This window comes from Stenotrophomonas sp. YJH_SMC_19, assembly GCF_059367915.1.
The window spans coordinates 131,071-150,150 of sequence record NZ_JCAFRI010000009.1; the positions used below are offsets into that span (position 1 = coordinate 131,071).

Genomic DNA, 19,080 nt, shown 5'->3' on the forward strand with positions numbered 1-19,080 from the left:
CAGAGCGATCTATGGCCCAGAGAACCATCCAGTCGGAAGAGCGCTTGCGAGCGATCGAACTTTTACTCCTCTGGGAAGGGCGGGTCAGTCGCGCTCGCCTCTTGCAGTTGTTCGACGTCCACGAAACCCTTGCAAGCCGGGACATTGCCGCATTCAGGTTGCGGTACCCGCACGCCTGCGTGCCCGTCCCTAATGCCAAGGCCTATGACCGTGCCCGGCGAATGAGGCCCGACCTCACGGTGGGCCTCTTCAGTGAGTACGAGCGGCTGATTGGCGCAACAGCGGACGCCCACCTCTTGGCGGGGGTTCCCAGTTCGTTGGTGGGCGTCGACGGGACGCGTATCAGCTACTCAGATCATGCGCGAATACACGCAGCCATCCGTAGCGGCGGTGTGGTCGGCATCACCTACCGTTCGATGAGTCAGCCCGCCGCTCACCGGCGAACCATTCGGCCGCACACGCTCATCAAAGCCGGGCCGCGTTGGCATGTGCGTGCTTGGTGCACCAAGGCGAGTCAATTCCGTGATTTCAATCTGGGCCGAATCACCGAGGTCGAAACCGTGGACGTTCAGGACCTACCTGGGAAGGATGAGGACGTCCAGTGGGCCACCAAGGTGGCCGTTCGGCTCATCGCGCATCCGCAGCTCAGTTCCGCTCAGCGGGAGATGGTTCGCGAGGAATACATGCAGGGCACCGCAGGGCTCCGGTTTGAAGTGGAGGTCCCGTTGGTCCCCTACGTGATTCAGGCCTATCGGGCAGGACTGGATCCCCAGCGGCATCCTGCGCCCGATTATCTCCTGATGGTGGATGACCCAGAGTCCCTCCCCAAGGGTGCTAGTTGGCACTGACGGCGAGGTCAGGCGCCGCGTCACGAAGGTGGCGCTTGTTTCAAATTCGAAGGCTCCGCTCAGCCGCGGCTAGGGCGGGATTTCGCGGCCCTGGCATTGGGGCAGAGGTTGCGGCAGCAGTCGCTCTGATAGAGTGGGGCGCAGACGGATGAGGGTCCCACCCGGAGGCCGGAGGTCTGCTTCACAGCGCCCAAGGGGTGTGGGGGTTGTTGTGGGGGAAATGCCTGGCGCGGCCAGGTAACGCTTGCTGGATCAATGGCTTGGCGCTATCCTGAACAGTCATCTTTTGAATGCATAACCGCCGACATGATCGAACTGAATCCTGTCCGCCAGCGCATCACCGATCTGACCGATCGCGTGCTGTCGCTTCGGGGGTATCTTTGACTACGACGCCAAGAAAGAGCGTCTTGAAGAAGTAACGCGGGAGCTGGAAAGCCCCGATGTCTGGAACAACGCCGAGTACGCCCAGAACCTGGGCCGCGAGCGTTCCAGCCTGGAAAAGACCGTGGGCGGCATCGCCTCGGTGCTGGATGGCCTGAACGACGCCACCGAACTGCTCGAACTGGCCGAGTCCGAGCAGGACGAGGACACCGCACTGGCGGTGGTCGCCGACCTGGACAAGCACCAGGCGCACGTGGAGAAGCTGGAGTTCCAGCGCATGTTCTCCGGCGAGATGGACAATGCCGCTGCGTTCGTCGACATCCAGGCCGGTGCCGGTGGCACCGAAGCCCAGGACTGGGCCGAGATCCTGCTGCGCATGTACCTGCGCTGGTGTGAATCGCGCGGCTGGAAGACCGAGCTGATGGAAGTCTCCGGCGGCGACGTCGCTGGCATCAAGTCGGCGACGCTGCGCGTGGAAGGCGACTACGCCTATGGCTGGCTGAAGACCGAGACCGGCGTGCACCGCCTGGTGCGCAAGTCGCCGTTCGACTCGGACAACCGCCGCCACACCAGCTTCACCTCGGTGTTCGTGTCGCCGGAAATCGATGACAACATCGACATCACCATCAATCCGGCCGACCTGCGTACCGACGTGTACCGTTCGTCGGGTGCCGGTGGCCAGCACGTCAACAAGACCGAGTCGGCGGTGCGCATCACCCACATCCCGACCAACATCGTCGTGGCCTGCCAGACCGGCCGCAGCCAGCACCAGAACCGCGACAACGCGATGAAGATGCTGGCCGCCAAGCTGTACGAGCTGGAGATCCAGAAGCGCAACGCCGAAAAGGACGCCGTGGAAGCGACCAAGTCCGACATCGGCTGGGGCAGCCAGATCCGCAATTACGTGCTCGACCAGAGCCGTATCAAGGACCTGCGCACCGGCATCGAGCGTTCGGATACGCAGAAGGTGCTGGACGGCGACCTGGACGAGTTCGTCGAGGCCAGCCTGAAGGCCGGCCTGGCCGTGGGCTCCAAGCGCGTCGATGCCTGATCGGCGCGCCTGCGCGGATATCGTCACCCTCGTGCGCAACGCCGAGGGTGGCTGATCACGCTTCCGGTAGAGCCGAGCCCATGCTCGGCTGCTGTTGGCGCAGTAGCAGATGCGTCGAGCATGGCTCGACGCTACAACGGGTACGGCGGTAGCGATGATGCGCAGCGAAAGTGAACGCAAGGAACTCGGCGGCTTCCTCAAGGCCTGCCGCGCCCGTGTCGACCCCGCCACGCTCGGCCTGCCGGCCGGGCGGCGGCGCACCCCGGGCCTGAAGCGCGAGGAAGTGGCGCTGGCGATCGGGGTCAGCGTGAGCTGGTACACCTGGATCGAGCAGGGCCGCGAAGTGCGTGCCTCGCCCGAAGTGCTCGAGCGCCTGGCACAGGTGCTGCGCATGAGCGACGACGAACGCGCCTATGCATTCGCGCTGTCCGGCTACGGCGTGCCGCTGGAATCACCGGACGAGAGCGTGACCGACGGCCTGCGCCAGCTGGTGGAGGCGATGCAGCCGATCCCGGCGTACGTGCGCAACACCCGCTTCGACATCCTGGCCTGGAACCCGGCCATCGCCGAGCTGTTCGTGGACTACAGCCAGCTGGCACCGCATGAGCGCAACACGCTGCGGCTGATGTTCCTGTACCCGCCGTACCGCACGCTGATCCTCAACTGGGAAGAAATGACCCGCGGCCTGCTGGCAGGCTTCCGCGCGGCGATGGCGCAGGCGCCGGACAAGGCCCCGTTCCTGGCGCTGGTCGAGGACATCTCGGCGCACAGCGAGGAGTTCCGCCAGTGGTGGCCGGAGCACGACGTGCGCCGGTTCGATGAAGGTGCGAAGAAGCTGAACCACCCCACGCGCGGGTTGCTGGACCTGCAGTACGTGGCGCTGGTGCCGGAGAGCCGGCATGACCTTTCCCTGGTGACCTACCTGCCGCGGAAGTAGGGGGTGTTCGGCAGGGCTGCGCCCTGCACCCGCAGAGACCGAAGCGACAGCAACGGCAACAGCAACAGCGGACTATCCGAGGGATGGCGGGGTGGTGTGGGTTGACAGGACACGCCGTAAACCCGTCCATGGGGGCTCGATGGCGCCATCCATGGCGCCAACGGTCCTGCCAACCCACACCGCCCCGCCTCAGACAAATTTCGCGCGGTTGTTGGCAACTGCGGCTTTGTTCCGCGCGGCTGTTGGTAGGTGTCGACCTTGGTCGACACGATTTTTCTCTCAGATATCGAATGAGTCATCCACGCATGGCGTGGGTCTACTGTGTCGACCAAGGTCGACACCCACCAACAGCAACGCACAGCGCCGTCCCGACAGATCGCGGGAAATTGTCGAAGGTGGGATGGGTCCGGTTGCGGGAGTGTCCGCGGCATGGATGCCGCGGCCAAGCCCCCATGGAAGGGTTTACGGCGTCTCCCGCAACCGGACCCACCCCGCCATCCCTCAGGAAACCAGCTTCTGCTGTTGCTGTTGCTGTTGCTCTGGATCGTAGCGGGTGCAGGGCGCAGCCCTGCCGATAACCCCATTCAGGCAGGTAAGTGCAGGTCACAGGATAAGCAGACGCCTTGTTGCCTCCGCCATTCGGGTCCACATTCCTGTGCAGGAGACGGGCCACCGCCCGTTGTCGAGACACCAGGAGCCCTGCATGTCCGCTGCCCCCACCACCGCCATTTCCCGCGATCCGGCCACCGGCCAGCAGATCGCCAGCCATCCCTTCGCCACCGACGCCGAGCTGGAAACAATCCTGGATCGCGGCCAAGTCGGCTTTGCGGCCTGGAGCGTCAAGAGCCTCGAACAGCGCGCAGACGTACTGCGTGCGATGGCCGCGGTGCTACGCCGTGACCGTGAAAAGCTGGCCGCGCTGGCTACCGCCGAAATGGGCAAGGTCCAGGCCGAAGCGCTGGCCGAAATCGAGAAGTGTGCCGTGCTGTGCGACTGGTACGCCGACAACGGTGCGCAGTTCCTGCGCGACGAACCGACCCAGGTGCCCGACGACAAGGCTTACGTGTCCTACCTGCCGCTGGGCGTGGTGCTGGGCATCATGCCGTGGAACTTCCCGTACTGGCAGGTGATGCGCGCGGCGGTGCCGATCCTGATGGGCGGCAACGGCTTCCTGCTGAAGCCGGCCGAGAACATCGTCGGTACCGCGCAGCTGCTCGACGCCGCCTGGCGCGATGCCGGCTTGCCGGAGGGCACCTTCATCGCGGCCAACATCAGCCGCGAGGGCACCAGCCGCGCGATCGCCGATGACCGCATCGCGGCGGTGACCCTGACCGGCAGTGTGGCCGCCGGTCGCAGCATTGCTGCCCAGGCCGGGCAGGCGCTGAAGAAGGTGGTGCTGGAACTGGGCGGTTCCGATCCGTTCATCGTCCTGGCCGATGCCGATCTTGATGCGGCCGTCGATGCGGCGGTGGCCTCGCGCTTCCAGAACACCGGGCAGGTCTGCATCGCCGGCAAGCGCATCATCGTCGAAGACGCAGTCTACGATCGTTTCGTGGCGCAGTTCTGCCAGAAGGTGCAGGCACTGACCATTGGCGACGGCCGTGACCCGGCAAACCGCATCGGCCCGATGGCGCGCCAGGATCTGCTGGAGCAGCTCGACGCGCAGGTACGCGCTTCGGTCGACGCCGGTGCGCAGCTGCTGGTCGGCGGGCACCAGCTGGATCGTCCGGGTGCGTTCTATGCACCCACCGTGCTGGCCGGGGTTGAGCCGGGCATGCAGGCCTTCGATACCGAAACGTTCGGGCCGGTGGCCTCGATCAGCCGCGCCCGCGACGCCGACCATGCGGTGGAACTGGCCAACCAGAGCGAGTTCGGCCTCAGCGGCAACCTGTGGAGCGGCGACCGCGCCCGTGCGATGCAGCTGGCGCGCCGGCTGCAGACCGGCGGTGTATTCGTCAACGGCTTCTCTGCGTCCGATCCGCGCGTGCCGATCGGCGGCGTGAAGAAGAGCGGCTTCGGCCGTGAGCTCTCGCACTTCGGCATCCGCGAATTCGTCAACGCGCAGACGGTGTGGTTCGACAAGCGTTGACGCGCAGCTTCCATCCTCCCTGCAACGATCCACCATCAGTCCAGCGAAAAGGACGGCATTCCAATGTCCAAGGGTTCAGATCTGCTTGTCGCCGCACTTGAGAACGAAGGCGTCGAGCGCATTTTCGGCATTCCCGGCGAAGAAAATCTCGACGTGGTCGAGTCGCTGCGCCATTCCAGCATCGAGCTGGTCATCACCCGTCACGAGCAGGCGGCGGTGTTCATGGCGGCCACCTATGGCCGCCTGACCGGCAAGCCGGGCGTGTGCCTGGCCACGCTCGGCCCCGGCGCGCTGAATTTCACGACCGGCGCCGCGTATGCGCTGCTTGGCGCATGGCCGGTCATCATGATCACCGGGCAGAAGGGCATCGTCGCCAGCAAGCAGGCGCGCTTCCAGATCGTCGACATCGTCAGCACGATGAAGCCGCTGACCAAGCTGGCGCGTCAGATCGTCTCGGCGCGCACCATCCCGACCATCGTCCGCGAGGCGTTCCGTGTCGCCCAGGAAGAGCGCCCGGGCCCGGTGCTGCTGGAGCTGCCCGAAGATATCGCGGCCGATGAGGTCGAGGGCGTGGCGCTGATTCCGCCGCACGCGGTGGATCGTCCCATTGCCAGTCCGGAGGCGCTGGATCGGGCGGCGGAGATCATCCGCAACGCCAAGCGCCCCCTGCTGATGATCGCCTCGGCGGCGTCGCGGCCGCAGTCCAGCGAAGCGCTGTCGGCGTTCGTGTTGCGCGCCGGCATTCCGTTCTTCACCACGCAGATGGGCAAGGGCGCGGTGGCCGGTGGTTCGGGCCTGTACATGGGCACCGCGGCGCTGACCGAGCGCGATTACGTGCACATGGCTATCGACCAGGCCGACGTGATCGTGACCATCGGCCACGAGGTCACCGAGAAGCCGCCGTTCGTGATGCGCCCGGGTGGGCCGACCGTGATCCATATCGGCTACTCGCAGGCGGCCGTGGAGCAGGTGTACTTCCCGCAGGTGGAAGTGATCGGTGACATCGGTCGTTCGCTGACCCAGTTGGCCGATCGTATCGAAGGCGCGGTGCCGGATGCTGACGCGCTGCTGCCGCTGCGCGCGACCATTCTGGAACATCTGGCTGACCGAGCCGAGGAGGCTGGATTCACGCCTCAGCGGCTGGTGCACGACGTGCGCCAGGTGATGCCGCCGGACGGCATCGTGGCGCTGGACAACGGCATGTACAAGATCTGGTTCGCGCGCAATTACCGCACCCAGGTGGCCAATACGCTGCTGCTGGACAATGCGTTGGCGACCATGGGCGCGGGCCTGCCGTCGGCGATCATGGCTTCGATCCTGTACCCGCAGCGGCGGGTGCTGGCGGTGTGCGGCGATGGCGGGTTCATGATGAACAGCCAGGAGCTGGAGACCGCGCGTCGGCTGGGCCTGAACCTGGTGGTGCTGATCCTCAACGACGGCGCCTACGGCATGATCCGCTGGAAGCAGGCGGTAGATGGCTTCACCGACTACGGCATGACCTTCAGCAACCCGGATTTCGTGAAGTACGCGGAAGCCTACGGCTGCAAGGGCCACGAGGTGACCGCCATCGAGCAGTTCATCCCGACGCTGGAGGCGGCCTTCAACGAGGGCGGGGTGCACCTGGTGTCGGTGCCGGTGGACTATTCGGAGAACCAGCGGGTGCTGGTGGACGAGTTGCGGCAGGCGTTCCCTGGGAACGGTTGACGCCGGGACGAGCGCCAACCAAGGTTGGCGACTACCGGGGCATCGGTTCCCCGGAATCCGGTAGGTGTCGACCTTGGTCGACACACGGACCGCCAACCAAGGTTGGCGGCCATCTGGGCGGGCCCGGCCCAAGGCCGGGGCAGGGCGGTTTTGGTATGCTGGGCAACCGGCTGTGCCGGGTGCAACATCCCCCCTCACTACACGATTCCCGCAGATCCATGAGCGAAGCTACCGATACCCCCCCCGTTGACGAAAACAAGTTGATCGCCGAGCGCCGCGAGAAACTCAAAACGCTGCGTGGGCAGGGCATCGCGTACCCGAACGACTTCCGTCGCGAGGACTTCGCCGGCCGCCTGCAGGAAGAATTCGCCGATGCCGAGGCCTGGACCGCCGAGGCGCTGGAAGGCAACGGCCGCCAGGTGAAGATGGCCGGCCGCCTGATGGCCAAGCGCATCATGGGCAAGGCCAGCTTCGCGCAGATCCAGGACGAGTCCGGCCGCATCCAGCTGTTCCTGCAGGGCGCGGTGCTGGGCGATGCCTACACGGCCTTCAAGGGCTGGGACGTGGGCGACATCATCGCCGTCGAAGGCGGCCTGACCCGTACCAAGACCGGCGAACTGTCGGTCAAGGCCGAGTCGATCCGCCTGCTGACCAAGTCGCTGCGCCCGCTGCCGGACAAGTGGCACGGCCTGGCCGACGTCGAGCAGCGCTACCGCCAGCGTTACGTCGACCTGATCGTGACCCCGGAATCGCGCGCAGTGTTCATCAAGCGCTCGAAGATCATCCGCGCCATGCGCGCGTGGCTGGACAACCGCGACTTCCTGGAAGTCGAGACGCCGATGATGCATTACATCCCCGGCGGCGCGGCGGCCAAGCCGTTCACCACCCATCACAACGCGCTGGACCTGGACCTGTACCTGCGCGTGGCGCCGGAGCTGTACCTCAAGCGCCTGACCGTGGGTGGCCTGGAGCGTGTGTACGAGATCAACCGCAACTTCCGCAATGAAGGCGTCAGCACCCGCCACAATCCGGAATTCACCATGATGGAACTGTACGAGGCCTATGCCACGTACAACGAAATCATGGACCTGACCGAGGGTGTGATCCGTGATGTGGCCAAGGCCGTGAACGGTGGCACCGAAGTGGAATGGGACGGCGCGAAGATCGACCTGGGCCCGGCGTTCCGCCGCTGGCGCATGGATGAGGCAGTGCGCCACCACAACCCGGAAATCTCGGCCGCTGATTGCACTGACCGCGATGCGCTGCTGCGCCATTGCGAGCGCTTGAACATCCGCGTCAAGCCGTCCTACGGCTGGGGCAAGCTGTTGCTGGAGATCTTCGAGGCCACGGTCGAGCACACCCTGATCCAGCCGACCTTCATCACCGACCATCCGGTCGAGGTCTCGCCGCTGGCCCGTGCCAATGACAACGACCCGGGCTACACGGATCGCTTCGAGCTGTTCGTCAACGGCAAGGAGCTGGCCAACGGCTTCTCCGAACTGAACGACCCGGAAGACCAGGCCCAGCGTTTCCAGGCCCAGGTGGCCGCGAAGGAAGGCGGCGACGACGAGGCGATGCATTACGACGCCGACTACATCCGTGCGCTGGAGTACGGCATGGCCCCGACCGGCGGCCTCGGCATCGGCGTTGATCGCCTGGTGATGCTGCTGACCGGCAGCAGCTCGATCCGTGACGTGCTGCTGTTCCCGTACATGCGTCCGGAGCAGTAAGTCGTCTTTTTGACTCCCGTTTGTGCGCGCCGTCGCGAAATGAGACGGCGCGATTGACGCCTCCCGCGCTCGGCGTATCGTTAATGCACTACCTTGACGTCTGTTATGGCTTGATCGGCGCCAGGGGGAGTGCGCATTGTGGAGAGTCCGCTTCACAATGTGATGACGATCATGAACCGGGACGCATGACACGGGAGTCGGGCCGATGCAGGGTGCGAGCGTTCGCAGCAGCAGGGTATCCTCGCCTGCTGATGATCCAGCATGGTCGAGAAACCAGGCGGAGTACGCGTTGAACATCGTCATTGTTGACGACCAGACGTCCGCGCGGACGATGCTGCGTCACGTCATCGAAGACATCGCGCCGGAACTGAGCGTGTATGACTTCGGTGATCCGCTGACCGCATTGGCCTGGTGCGAGGCGCACCCGGTCGACCTGCTGCTGCTCGATTACCGCATGCCGGAGATGGACGGGCTGGAGTTCGCCCGTCGATTCCGGCGCCTGCCCAAGCACCGCGATATCCCGGTGATCCTGATCACCGTGGTCGGCGACGAGCCGATCCGCCAGGCGGCGCTGGAAGCGGGGGTCATCGACTTCCTGGTCAAGCCGATCCGCCCGCGCGAACTGCGCGCGCGCTGCTACAACCTGCTGCAACTGCGCCAGCAGACCGAGAACGTGAAGCAACGTGCGTTGTCGCTGGAGCAGCGCCTGCTGGCCAGCATGCACGAGGTCGAGGAACGCGAACGCGAGACCCTGTCGCGATTGGCGCGGGCGATCGAGTTCCGTGATGCCGGCACCAGTGCCTATCTCGAACGCATGGCGCGGGTTGCGGGGCTGATCGCCGAGCAGCTTGGCCTGCCCGAAGACGACGTGCGCCTGATCGAGATGGCGGCGCCGCTGCATGACATGGGCAAGATCGCCATTCCCGACGCGGTGCTGCTCAAGCAGGGCAAGCTCAATGACGAGGAGCTGGCGATCATGCGCCGGCACCCACGCATCGGCCACGAGTTGCTCAGTGGCAGCCAGAACCGTTTCATCCAGGTGGGCGCGCTCATCGCGCTGCGCCATCACGAACGTTACGACGGCAGCGGCTATCCCGACGGCCTGGTCGGCGAAGCGATTCCGCTGGAAGCGCGGATCGTTGCTGTCGCCGACGTCTTCGATGCGCTGATCTCGCCCCGTCCGTACAAGGAAGCATGGACCATGGAAGCCACTCTGGCTTATCTGTACGCCCAGCGTGGGCGACTGTTCGATCCGCGTTGCGTGGATGCGCTGATGCGCGGCCACCAGCAGTTGATGGATATCTGCGCCCAGCACTCGACGGCATCGACGCGACCGGGTGGGTGACATGCAGGACCTGTTCGCACGCGTGAGGCGTCGGCTGGCGCAGCGTCCGGATTCGGAACATGGCCAGGCGATCGTGCGGGTGGTGCTGATCTCGCTGATCCTGGTCTATGTTCTGTTGTCCGGCGCCCGCCTGCACCGGCTGGATCGGTACCAGGGCGCGCTGGCAACGGCGTTGACCGGGCTGGGCCTGTCGCTGCTGTTGTTCGGCTGGTTGCTGTGGAAGCCGCAGCGCTCGGACCCGCGGCGGGTGGCCGGGATGCTGGCCGATTACGGCCTGATCGCGATCGGCATGATCCAGATGGGTGAGCCGCTGGCGTGGGTGTATGCGGTGGTGATGTGGGTCACGGTGGGCAACGGCCTGCGTTTCGGGCCGCGTTACCTGACCGCTGCCATTGTGCTGGCGATGGTCAGTTTCGGCACTACCGTGCTGTTGACTCCCTATTGGCAGGCCAACCTGGGGCTGGCCATTTCCCTGTGGTTGGGGTTGCTGGCAGTACCGTTGTGCTGCTCCTCCCTGCTGCGCCGAAGGATGCGACATCCGACCATGGATACGACGCCCGCCGCTGGATCCGACAAGCGCTCGCTGTTGGCCCGCTTCAAGCAGCGCCTGTCCGGGCGCGAGGACAGCGAGCACGCGCAGAACCTGATCCGCATCATCATCACGGCACTGTTCATCAGCTATCTCGGCTGGCGCTCGCTGAGCGGCGGCGGTGAGGCGCTGACGGCGACGTGGCTGATCCTCGCCTTCGAGCTGACCATTTCCGCCGGCCTGCTGACCGCGATCCTGGTCAATCCGGGCGTGTCGCATGTGCGCCGCGTGATCGGCATGCTGACCGATTACACCTGCATGGCCTGGATCATGACCATCCAGGGCGAGCCGGCCGCACCGCTGTATGCGGTGATGCTGTGGGTGACGATCGGCAACGGCATGCGCTACGGCAGCACCTACCTGCGCGTGGCCACGGCCATGGGCTGCCTGGCCTTCCTGTGCACGGTGATGCTGTCGCCGTACTGGCGCGGCCACGATTATCTGGGCTGGGGCCTGCTGCTGGGCCTGGGCGCGATTCCGCTGTACTTCGATTCGCTGCTGCATGCCTTGACCCGGGCGGTGGCCGAGGCGCGCCAGGCCAACGAAGCCAAGAGCCGCTTCCTGGCCAACATGAGCCATGAGTTCCGCACGCCGTTGAACGGGCTGGCCGGCATGACCGAAGTGCTGGCCACCACCCGCCTGGACGACGAACAGCGCGAGTGCCTGAACACCATCCAGGCCTCGACCCGCAGCCTGCTGGCGCTGGTGGAAGAGGTGCTGGACATCTCCGCGATCGAAGCTGGCAAGGTGCGCGTGGAGTGGCACGAGTTCGCGCTGGCCGACGTGCTGCAGGCGATCAACCTGATCCTGACCCCGCAGACCCGCTCCAAATCGCTGGATTATCGCGTGCAGGTGGACGACAACGTGCCGCCGCGCCTGCTCGGGGATGCCGGGCATCTGCAGCAGATCCTGCTGAACCTGATGGGCAACGCGGTCAAGTTCACCGACAGTGGCTACGTGCATCTGCGCGTGTCCAGCCCCGATGCGCTGGGCAGCGAGCGGATGCGCCTGCGGTTCGAGATCGTCGATACCGGCATCGGCGTGCCGGTGGCGTTGCGCGGACGCCTGTTCAATGCGTTCGAGCAGGGCGATGTCGGCCTGGCCCGTCGCCATGAAGGCACCGGACTGGGCACCGCCATTGCCAAGGGCCTGGTCGAGTCGATGGGCGGGCAGGTCGGCTATGCGCCGAACAGCCCGCGCGGCAGCGTGTTCTGGGTCGAGATCACGCTGGACGTCGCAGACACCTCATCAGCCCCGGCGGTTCCGTCCGAGGTGGCTGAAGCCGGCAATGTCATCGCGTTTTCCAATCCCTTCCTGCGCCATCGCGCACGGGTGCGGAGCCTGCGGGTTCTGGTCGCCGACGACCACGAGGCCAACCGCATGGTGCTGCAGCGGCTGCTGGAGAAGGCCGGCCACAAGGTCACCTGCGTCAACGGCGGCGCCGAAGTGCTCGATGCGCTGGAGCAGGCCAGTTACGACGCAGCGATCGTCGACCTGCACATGCCCGGCATGAGCGGACTGGATCTGCTCAAGCAGTTGCGGGTGATGCAGGCCAGCGGCATGCCTTACGTTCCGGTCATGGTGCTGAGCGCAGACGTCACCCCCGAGTCCATCCTGCGTTGCGAGCAGGCCGGCGCCCGCGCCTTCCTTGCCAAGCCCGTGGTGGCCACCCGCCTGCTGGAAGTGCTGGCCGATGTCGCCGCCAACACCCGCTCAGAACCCGGCATCCAGTCGGTGCCTGCATTGCCGGTCGGCGATGGCGTGCTCGATACCGCGGTCCTGGACGAGTTGGCGTCGCTGGGCATGGGCGATGGCTTCGAACGCAAGTTCATCGACCAGTGCCTGGCGGACGTCGACGCGAGCATGGGCCAGCTCCAAGGCTGCGGCGAGCGCCAGGCCTGGGAGGATCTCCGCGAGCACGCCCACGCGCTGCGCGGCGTGGCAAGCAACCTGGGGCTTGTCCAGGTTGCCGCCTCCAGTGGCGAAATCATGCGCATGGCGGACTGGCAGCTGAAGGGTGAATGGAGCTCCCGCCTCAGCAACCTGGCGACCGCTCTGCGCAATGGCAGGAATGCGTTGGCTGCCCGTAGTGCGGGGGCACCGCACCGCGACGACAGCGAGCGCAGCCCGTCCTGACCCGCCAGACGATCAGGCCGGGTCGCCATTGCGTCGGGCCTGCGCCCGTACCAGCCGATCCATGGTGCGCAGGGACTTCTCGCCGAGCTGCATCGCAGTGTCTACCCAGATCTCGGTGATCCGCATCATTTCATGCAGCGGCACCATGGTGGCGATCTCGTTGACCTCACGCATCGCCGCCCAGGCGTGCGGGATGCGTCGGCTTTCCTTGATCACCTGTTCGACTGCGGCAACACCTTCGCCCACCGGCACCACGATGTCGACCAGGCCCATTTCCTTCAGCTGGCTGGCGGTGTAGAGGTTGCCTTCCAGCATGATCTTCTCCGCCAGCCGCGGACTGATCCGCTGGCACAGGAAGGAGTAGGCGCCCATGCCGGGGAACAGGTCGAACAGCACCTCCGGCAGGCCCATCAACACGCCTTCCTCGGCGACGATGGTGTGGCAGCTCAGTGCGGCCTCGAAGCCGCCCCCCAGTGCATTGCCCTGGACCAGGGCGATGCTGTGGGCACGGGTGCCCAGGCCGGCATGGAAGGCATGCACGCCGCGCACGCAGCGCTGGGCATAGTCGAGCAGGCGGGCGCGGTCGCCCTCGCGGATCAGGCGGCAGAACAGTTCGAGATCGCCGCCCAGGTTGAACACGTCGCTGTCCGAGGCAAGTACGACATGGGGTGACAGAGTGTGCGAGGCGCTGAGGCGATCGCCCAGTTCGCGCTGGTAGTCGACGATGTCATCGACCAGGCGTGAGGCGAAGCACGGCCGGCCTGGCTGGTTGACCAGGTTGGCGTGCATATGGATCCAGTAAACATCCCGCTCGGGTTCTTCGGTGATACGCAGGGTAGGGTGCTGCGAGGGACGGGTAATGATGGGGCGTACTGCAGACATGGGAGTTCTCCGTGTGACCGTCCGGCCAACCGCAGAGCGGACGGAGAGGAGTGAGGGGGCGAGCTGAACATGCGGCGGCGACTGATTCTATGCACCCGTCGTGAACCGCCCGCAAGCGCCGGGCCGGCCATGTTCCGGCAATAAAAAGACCCCGCCGTCTCCGGCGGGGTCCCCTGTACTGTCGTGCCGCCCGGAAACCCTTACTGGGCGGGCGTATCACGCAGCTCGCGACGGAGAATCTTGCCGACGTTGGTCTTCGGCAGCTCCTTTCGGAATTCTACGATTCTGGGGTGCTTGTAACCGGTCAGGTTGGCCCGGGCATGTTCCTTGACCATTTCCGCGGTCAGGTTCGGGTCCTTCTTCACGATCACGACCTTCACGACCTCGCCGGACTTCTCGTCCGGGACACCGACCGCAGCCACTTCCAACACGCCGGGCATCATCGCGATGACGTCCTCGACCTCGTTCGGGTACACGTTGAAGCCGGACACCAGGATCATGTCCTTCTTGCGGTCGACGATATAGAAGAAGCCCTGCTCGTCCATCTTCGCCATGTCGCCGGTGTGCAGCCAGCCGTCGGCGTCGATGGCGGTGGCGGTTTCCTCCGGGCGCTGCCAGTAGCCCTTCATCACCTGCGGGCCCTTGATGCACAGCTCGCCCACTTCGCCCAGCGCCAGGATGTTGCCGTTGTCGTCCTTGATGCACGCATCGGTGGACGGGATCGGCAGCCCGATGGCGCCGTTGTACTCGGGCAGGGTGAGCGGGTTGATGCAGGCCGCCGGCGAGGTCTCGGTCAGGCCATAGGCTTCGACCAGGGTCACCCCGGTGACCTTCTTCCAGCGTTCGGCCACGGCACGTTGTACCGCCATGCCGCCGCCGAGGGTGAACTTGACCGAAGAGAAGTCGATCTCGTCGAAGCCGGGCGTGTTGAGCAGGCCGTTGAACAGCGTGTTGACGCCGGTGATGGCGGTGAAGCGGGTGCCCTTGAGCTCCTTGACGAAGCCCTTCATGTCGCGCGGGTTGGTGATCAGGTGGTTGCAGCCACCGAACTTCATGAAGACCAGGCCGTTCGCGGTCAACGCGAAGATGTGGTACAGCGGCAGGGCAGTGATGATCACTTCCTTGCCCGGCTCGATGCCCGAGGTGGACAGCCACGCCGACGCCTGCTGCATGTTGGCGATCAGGTTGCGGTTGGTCAGCATCGCGCCCTTGGCCACGCCGGTGGTACCGCCGGTGTACTGCAGGAAAGCGATGTCGTCGTGGTCGATCTCGACCTTCGGAAGCGCGTGGCGGCTGCCCAGCTTGAGCGCCTGCCTGAAGCGGACGGCGCCCTTGATGTGGTAGTTGGGCACCATCTTCTTGACGTACTTCAGCACGAAGTTGACGATCGCGCCCTTGGCGCCGAGCAGGTCGCCCAGGCCGGTGGTGACCACGTGCTTGACCGGCGTATCGGCGATGACCTGTTCGACGGTGTCGCCGAAGTTGTCGACCACCACCAGCGCACTGACGCCCGCGTCGACCAGCTGGTGCTTGAGTTCGCGCGCGGTGTACAGCGGGTTGACGTTGACCACGGTCAGTCCGGCGCGCAGCACGCCGAAGGTGGCCACCGGGTACTGCAGGCAGTTGGGCATCATCAGGGCGACGCGGTCACCCTTCTTGAGCTTGAGCTCACCCAGCAGGTAGGCGGCGAACTGGGTGACCAGCGCATCGGTCTCACCGTAGGTGAGCACTTTGCCGAAGCTGGAGTAGGCCGGACGGTCGCGGAATTTCGCGACGGAAGCGTCGAAGACCGAAGCTACCGAATGGAACTCGTTGACGTCGATTTCGGCGGGAACGCCTTTCGGATAGCTCTGCAGCCAGGGACGATCCAGACTCATATTCCCCCTCCAGGAATCGTGATGTATTAGGTTCCGGCCCTGAGCGTAGCGACAATGGCCGTTCATTGCAGCATACCCCGCCGTAGGGAAAACGCGAAGAGGCCCCGAAGGGCCTCTTTGCTTGGTCGTGCCGGCCGCTGGCCGGCGTCTGCGCTCGATCGGGATTCCGGTGGATGCCGGCCAGCGGCCGGCACGACCGTGTCGCCAAGCCGGGCGCTTGCGTCAGTCCTGCTTGCGCACCGGTGCACCGTTGGCCTTGTAGTACGGCGCGGTGCTGCGGGCCAGCGGGGTGCGGCCGCGGATCACGTCGGCCAGCTTCTCGGCCATCATGATGGTCGGCGCGTTGAGGTTGCCGGTCACCACCTGCGGCATGATCGAGGCATCGACGATGCGCAGGCCTTCCAGCCCGTGCACGCGGCCCTGGCCGTCGACCACCGCCATCGGGTCATCGGCGTGGCCCATCTTGTTCGAGCACGACGGGTGGTAGGCGGTCTCGGCATGTTCGCGGACGAACGCATCGATCTGCGCATCGGTCTGCAGCGCGCTGCCCGGGGAAATCTCGCGGCCGCTGTACGGTGCCAGCGCCGGCTGCGCGAAGATCTCGCGGGTGATGCGGATCGCCGCGCGGAACTCGCGCCAGTCCTGCTCATGCGACATGTAGTTGAAGAGGATGCTCGGATGTTCGCGCGGATCCTTCGAACGCACGTGGATGCGGCCGCGGCTGGGCGAGCGCATCGAACCGACGTGCATCTGGAAGCTGTGCGCCTTGATCGGGTTGGAGCCGTTGTAATTGATCGCCACCGGCAGGAAGTGGTACTGCAGGTTCGGCCAGTCGAATTCGGCGTCGCTGCGGATGAAGCCGCCGGCCTCGAACTGGTTGCTGGCGCCGATGCCGGTGCCCAGGAACAGCCACTCGGCGCCGATGGCCGGCTGGTTGTACAGCTTCAGTGCCGGTGCCAGCGAGACCGGCTTCTTGCACTCGTACTGCAGGTACATCTCCAGGTGGTCCTGCAGGTTGGCGCCGACGCCCGGCAGGTGGTGCACCAGGTCGATGTCCAGGCTGCGCAGCAGGTCGGCCGGGCCGACGCCCGAACGCTGCAGGATCTGCGGCGAGGCGATGGCGCCGCCACACAGCAGTACTTCGCGGCGCGCGGTGGCACGCTGCGGCTGGTCGTTGCGCAGCCACTGCACGCCCACCGCACGCTTGCCCGAGAACAGGATGCGGTCGGTAAGCGCGTGGGTGACGATGGTCAGGTTCGGGCGCGGCTTGGCCAGGTCCAGGTAACCACGGGCGGTGCTGGAGCGACGGCCCTTCGGGGTCACCGTGCGGTCCATCGGGCCGAAGCCTTCCTGCTGGTAGCCGTTGAGGTCGTCGGTGCGCGGGTAGCCGGCCTGTACGCCGGCTTCGACCATCGCAGCGAACAGCTCGTTGTTACCGGCCTTCGGCGTGGTCACGCGCAGCGGGCCGTCGCCACCGTGGTAGTCATTGGGGCCGATGTCACGGGTTTCCGCCTTGCGGAAGTATGGCAGGCAGTCCAGGTAGGTCCAGTCTTCCAGGCCCGGCATGCTGGCCCAGTTGTCGTAATCCATCGCGTTGCCGCGGATGTAGCACATGCCGTTGATCAGCGACGAGCCGCCCAGGCCCTTGCCGCGGCCGCAGTCCATGCGGCGGTTGTTCATGAAGGGCTCGGGATCGGTCTTGTACGCCCAGTTGTAGCGCTTGCCCTGCAGCGGGAAGGCCAGTGCCGCCGGCATCTGGGTACGGAAGTCGAGCCGGTAGTCCGGGCCACCGGCTTCCAGCAGCAGCACGCTGACATCGGCATCTTCGGTGAGGCGGGTAGCCAGCACGTTGCCGGCCGAACCGGCGCCGATGATGATGTAGTCGTACTCGTTGTGGGTGCTCATGGGTGTCTCCTGCAGGCCGGGGCGCGCTGCGTGCAGGCGTCCCGGCGGAATGTCGGATCGGCGCGGTGGCCGGACGAGGGTGCGCGCTCGGGGCGCGCCGGTCAGAACACGCTGGCGTAGTCGCCCAGTTCCACCTGCACCGACTTGATGCGGGTGTAGTGGCCGAGGGTGGAAATGCCGTTCTCGCGGCCGACGCCGGATTCCTTGTAGCCACCGACCGGCATTTCGGCCGGAGACTCACCCCACGTATTGATCCAGCAGATGCCGGCTTCCAGGCGGTGGATGATGCGGTGGGCGCGGCTGATGTCCTTGCTGACCACGCCGGCGGCCAGACCGAAGGTGGTGTCGTTGGCGCGACGCACCACTTCGTCTTCGTCGTCGTAGGCGAGGATGCTCATGACCGGCCCGAAGATCTCTTCCTTGACGATGGTCATGTCATCGCGGCAGTCGGAGAACACGGTCGGCAGAACGTAGGCGCCATTGGCCAGCGCGCCTTCGGTGGCACGGCCACCGCCGGTCAGCAGGCGGGCGCCTTCGGCCTTGCCGCTTTCGATGTAGCGCAGCACGTTTTCCATGTGCGGGAAGCTGGTCAGCGGGCCGAAGTTGGTTTCGGCGGCCATCGGGTCGCCGATGCGGATGCGCTTGACGCGCTCGACAACGGCGGCCTCGAACGCGGCGAGCATGCTGCGCGGCACGAACACGCGGGTGCCGTTGGTGCAGACCTGGCCGGAGCTGAAGAAGTTGGCCATCACCGCGATGTCGGCGGCGCGGTCCAGGTCGGCGTCATCGCAGATCACCAGCGGCGACTTGCCGCCCAGCTCCATGGTCACTTCCTTCAGTGAGGAGGACGCGGCGCTGGCCATGACCTTCTTGCCGGTGGCGACGCCGCCGGTGAAGGAAATCTTCTCGATCACCGGGTGCTCGGTCAGCCACTGGCCGATCTCGCGGCCCGGGCCCTGCACGACGTTGAACACGCCAGCCGGCACGCCGGCTTCGGTGTAGATCTCGGCCAGCCGGATCGCGGTCAGCGGGGTCACTTCGGAGGGCTTGAACACCATCGCGTTGCCGGCAGCCAGCGCCGGGGCCGACTTCCACATGGCGATCTGGATCGGGTAGTTCCAGGCGCCGATGCCGGCGACCACGCCCAGCGGCTCGCGACGGGTGTAGAAGAAGCTCGATTCGCGCAGCGGCAGCTGGATGCCTTCGATGGCGGTGGCCAGGCCGGCGTAGTACTCGACCACGTCGGCGCCGGTGACGATGTCCACGGTGGTGGTTTCGGCCAGCGCCTTGCCGGTGTCCAGGGTTTCCAGGTGGGCCAGCTCGTCGTTGCGCTCACGCAGGATCTCAACGGCGCGGCGCAGGATGCGCGAGCGCTCCATCGCGGTCATCGCGGCCCACACCTTCTGGCCTTCGGACGCGCTCTGCACGGCACGCTCGACGTCGGCCTGGCTGGCAACCTGCACTTCGGCGATCACCTCACCGGTGGCCGGATTGACGGTCTTGAAGGTCTTGCCGCTGGTGGCATCGACGCGCTGGCCGTGGATGTAGAGCTGTTGGACGGGCAGGGTGGTCATGGGGCGTACTCCTTGGAAGGGGGCGGGTGCTG

12 protein-coding genes are annotated in these 19,080 nt (G+C 65.7%); 8 read left to right on the forward strand and 4 right to left on the reverse strand.

The genetic code is table 11. The features are described 5' to 3' along the window. Window positions 1–11 precede the first annotated feature (11 nt). The 8 genes from AC5P5R_RS11775 (at window position 12) to AC5P5R_RS11810 (ending at window position 12,810) form a co-directional block, all read left to right on the forward strand. Window positions 12–848 (forward strand): WYL domain-containing protein, encoded by an 837-nt coding sequence (locus tag AC5P5R_RS11775; RefSeq protein ID WP_100438488.1) that lies wholly within the window; start codon window positions 12–14, stop codon window positions 846–848. Between the two features lie 306 nt (window positions 849–1,154). Further along, window positions 1,155–2,280, forward strand: a protein-coding gene (gene prfB, locus AC5P5R_RS11780; RefSeq protein WP_014037064.1) for a peptide chain release factor 2 whose coding sequence is annotated in 2 segments (ribosomal slippage) — window positions 1,155–1,229 and window positions 1,231–2,280 — 1,125 coding nt in all. Because the reading frame shifts where the segments join, the coding sequence is not laid out codon by codon here. 154 nt (window positions 2,281–2,434) lie between these two features. After that, window positions 2,435–3,217: a helix-turn-helix transcriptional regulator gene (locus AC5P5R_RS11785; RefSeq protein ID WP_032966703.1), complete on the forward strand. Its 783-nt coding sequence runs from the start codon at window positions 2,435–2,437 to the stop codon at window positions 3,215–3,217. 703 nt (window positions 3,218–3,920) lie between these two features. Beyond that, window positions 3,921–5,306: an NAD-dependent succinate-semialdehyde dehydrogenase gene (locus AC5P5R_RS11790; RefSeq protein ID WP_005413223.1), complete on the forward strand. Its 1,386-nt coding sequence runs from the start codon at window positions 3,921–3,923 to the stop codon at window positions 5,304–5,306. Between the two features lie 63 nt (window positions 5,307–5,369). Beyond that, window positions 5,370–7,010, forward strand: a complete 1,641-nt coding sequence (locus tag AC5P5R_RS11795) for an acetolactate synthase large subunit (RefSeq protein WP_043035394.1) — start codon at window positions 5,370–5,372, stop codon at window positions 7,008–7,010. 218 nt (window positions 7,011–7,228) lie between these two features. Then, window positions 7,229–8,740 carry a lysine--tRNA ligase gene (lysS, locus tag AC5P5R_RS11800; RefSeq protein ID WP_043035395.1) on the forward strand — a complete coding sequence of 504 codons (1,512 nt, stop codon included), beginning with the start codon at window positions 7,229–7,231 and terminating at the stop codon, window positions 8,738–8,740. A gap of 205 nt (window positions 8,741–8,945) precedes the next feature. After that, window positions 8,946–10,085 carry a cyclic di-GMP phosphodiesterase response regulator RpfG gene (gene rpfG, locus AC5P5R_RS11805; RefSeq protein ID WP_005409495.1) on the forward strand — a complete coding sequence of 380 codons (1,140 nt, stop codon included), beginning with the start codon at window positions 8,946–8,948 and terminating at the stop codon, window positions 10,083–10,085. 1 nt (window position 10,086) lies between these two features. Then, the gene (locus AC5P5R_RS11810) at window positions 10,087–12,810 is read left to right on the forward strand and encodes a response regulator (protein WP_100438489.1); all 2,724 of its coding nucleotides are present in this window, start codon (window positions 10,087–10,089) and stop codon (window positions 12,808–12,810) included. A gap of 12 nt (window positions 12,811–12,822) precedes the next feature. On the opposite strand, the gene rpfF is transcribed toward AC5P5R_RS11810, so the two are convergent. The 4 genes from rpfF to betB form a co-directional block, all read right to left on the reverse strand. Next, window positions 12,823–13,692: a diffusible signal factor synthase RpfF gene (gene rpfF / locus AC5P5R_RS11815; protein WP_065183661.1), complete on the reverse strand. Its 870-nt coding sequence runs from the start codon at window positions 13,690–13,692 to the stop codon at window positions 12,823–12,825. A gap of 200 nt (window positions 13,693–13,892) precedes the next feature. Further along, window positions 13,893–15,569 carry a long-chain fatty acid--CoA ligase gene (locus tag AC5P5R_RS11820; RefSeq protein ID WP_012480081.1) on the reverse strand — a complete coding sequence of 559 codons (1,677 nt, stop codon included), beginning with the start codon at window positions 15,567–15,569 and terminating at the stop codon, window positions 13,893–13,895. Between the two features lie 222 nt (window positions 15,570–15,791). Continuing rightward, a complete protein-coding gene (gene betA, locus AC5P5R_RS11825; protein WP_012480082.1) occupies window positions 15,792–17,474 on the reverse strand; it encodes a choline dehydrogenase in 1,683 nt (560 codons plus the stop codon). A gap of 101 nt (window positions 17,475–17,575) precedes the next feature. Further along, window positions 17,576–19,048: a betaine-aldehyde dehydrogenase gene (gene betB / locus AC5P5R_RS11830; RefSeq protein ID WP_005409500.1), complete on the reverse strand. Its 1,473-nt coding sequence runs from the start codon at window positions 19,046–19,048 to the stop codon at window positions 17,576–17,578. Window positions 19,049–19,080 lie beyond the last annotated feature (32 nt).

Excerpts from the sequence above, each read along its gene's own strand:
- AC5P5R_RS11775 (WP_100438488.1), top strand. The coding sequence starts at position 12 with ATGGCCCAGAGAACCATCCAGTCGGAAGAGCGCTTGCGAGCGATCGAA.
- AC5P5R_RS11785 (WP_032966703.1), top strand. The coding sequence starts at position 2,435 with ATGATGCGCAGCGAAAGTGAACGCAAGGAACTCGGCGGCTTCCTCAAG.
- AC5P5R_RS11790 (WP_005413223.1), top strand. The coding sequence starts at position 3,921 with ATGTCCGCTGCCCCCACCACCGCCATTTCCCGCGATCCGGCCACCGGC.
- AC5P5R_RS11795 (WP_043035394.1), top strand. The coding sequence starts at position 5,370 with ATGTCCAAGGGTTCAGATCTGCTTGTCGCCGCACTTGAGAACGAAGGC.
- lysS (WP_043035395.1), top strand. The coding sequence starts at position 7,229 with ATGAGCGAAGCTACCGATACCCCCCCCGTTGACGAAAACAAGTTGATC.
- rpfG (WP_005409495.1), top strand. The coding sequence starts at position 8,946 with ATGCAGGGTGCGAGCGTTCGCAGCAGCAGGGTATCCTCGCCTGCTGAT.
- AC5P5R_RS11810 (WP_100438489.1), top strand. The coding sequence starts at position 10,087 with ATGCAGGACCTGTTCGCACGCGTGAGGCGTCGGCTGGCGCAGCGTCCG.
- rpfF (WP_065183661.1), bottom strand. The coding sequence starts at position 13,692 with ATGTCTGCAGTACGCCCCATCATTACCCGTCCCTCGCAGCACCCTACC.
- AC5P5R_RS11820 (WP_012480081.1), bottom strand. The coding sequence starts at position 15,569 with ATGAGTCTGGATCGTCCCTGGCTGCAGAGCTATCCGAAAGGCGTTCCC.
- betA (WP_012480082.1), bottom strand. The coding sequence starts at position 17,474 with ATGAGCACCCACAACGAGTACGACTACATCATCATCGGCGCCGGTTCG.
- betB (WP_005409500.1), bottom strand. The coding sequence starts at position 19,048 with ATGACCACCCTGCCCGTCCAACAGCTCTACATCCACGGCCAGCGCGTC.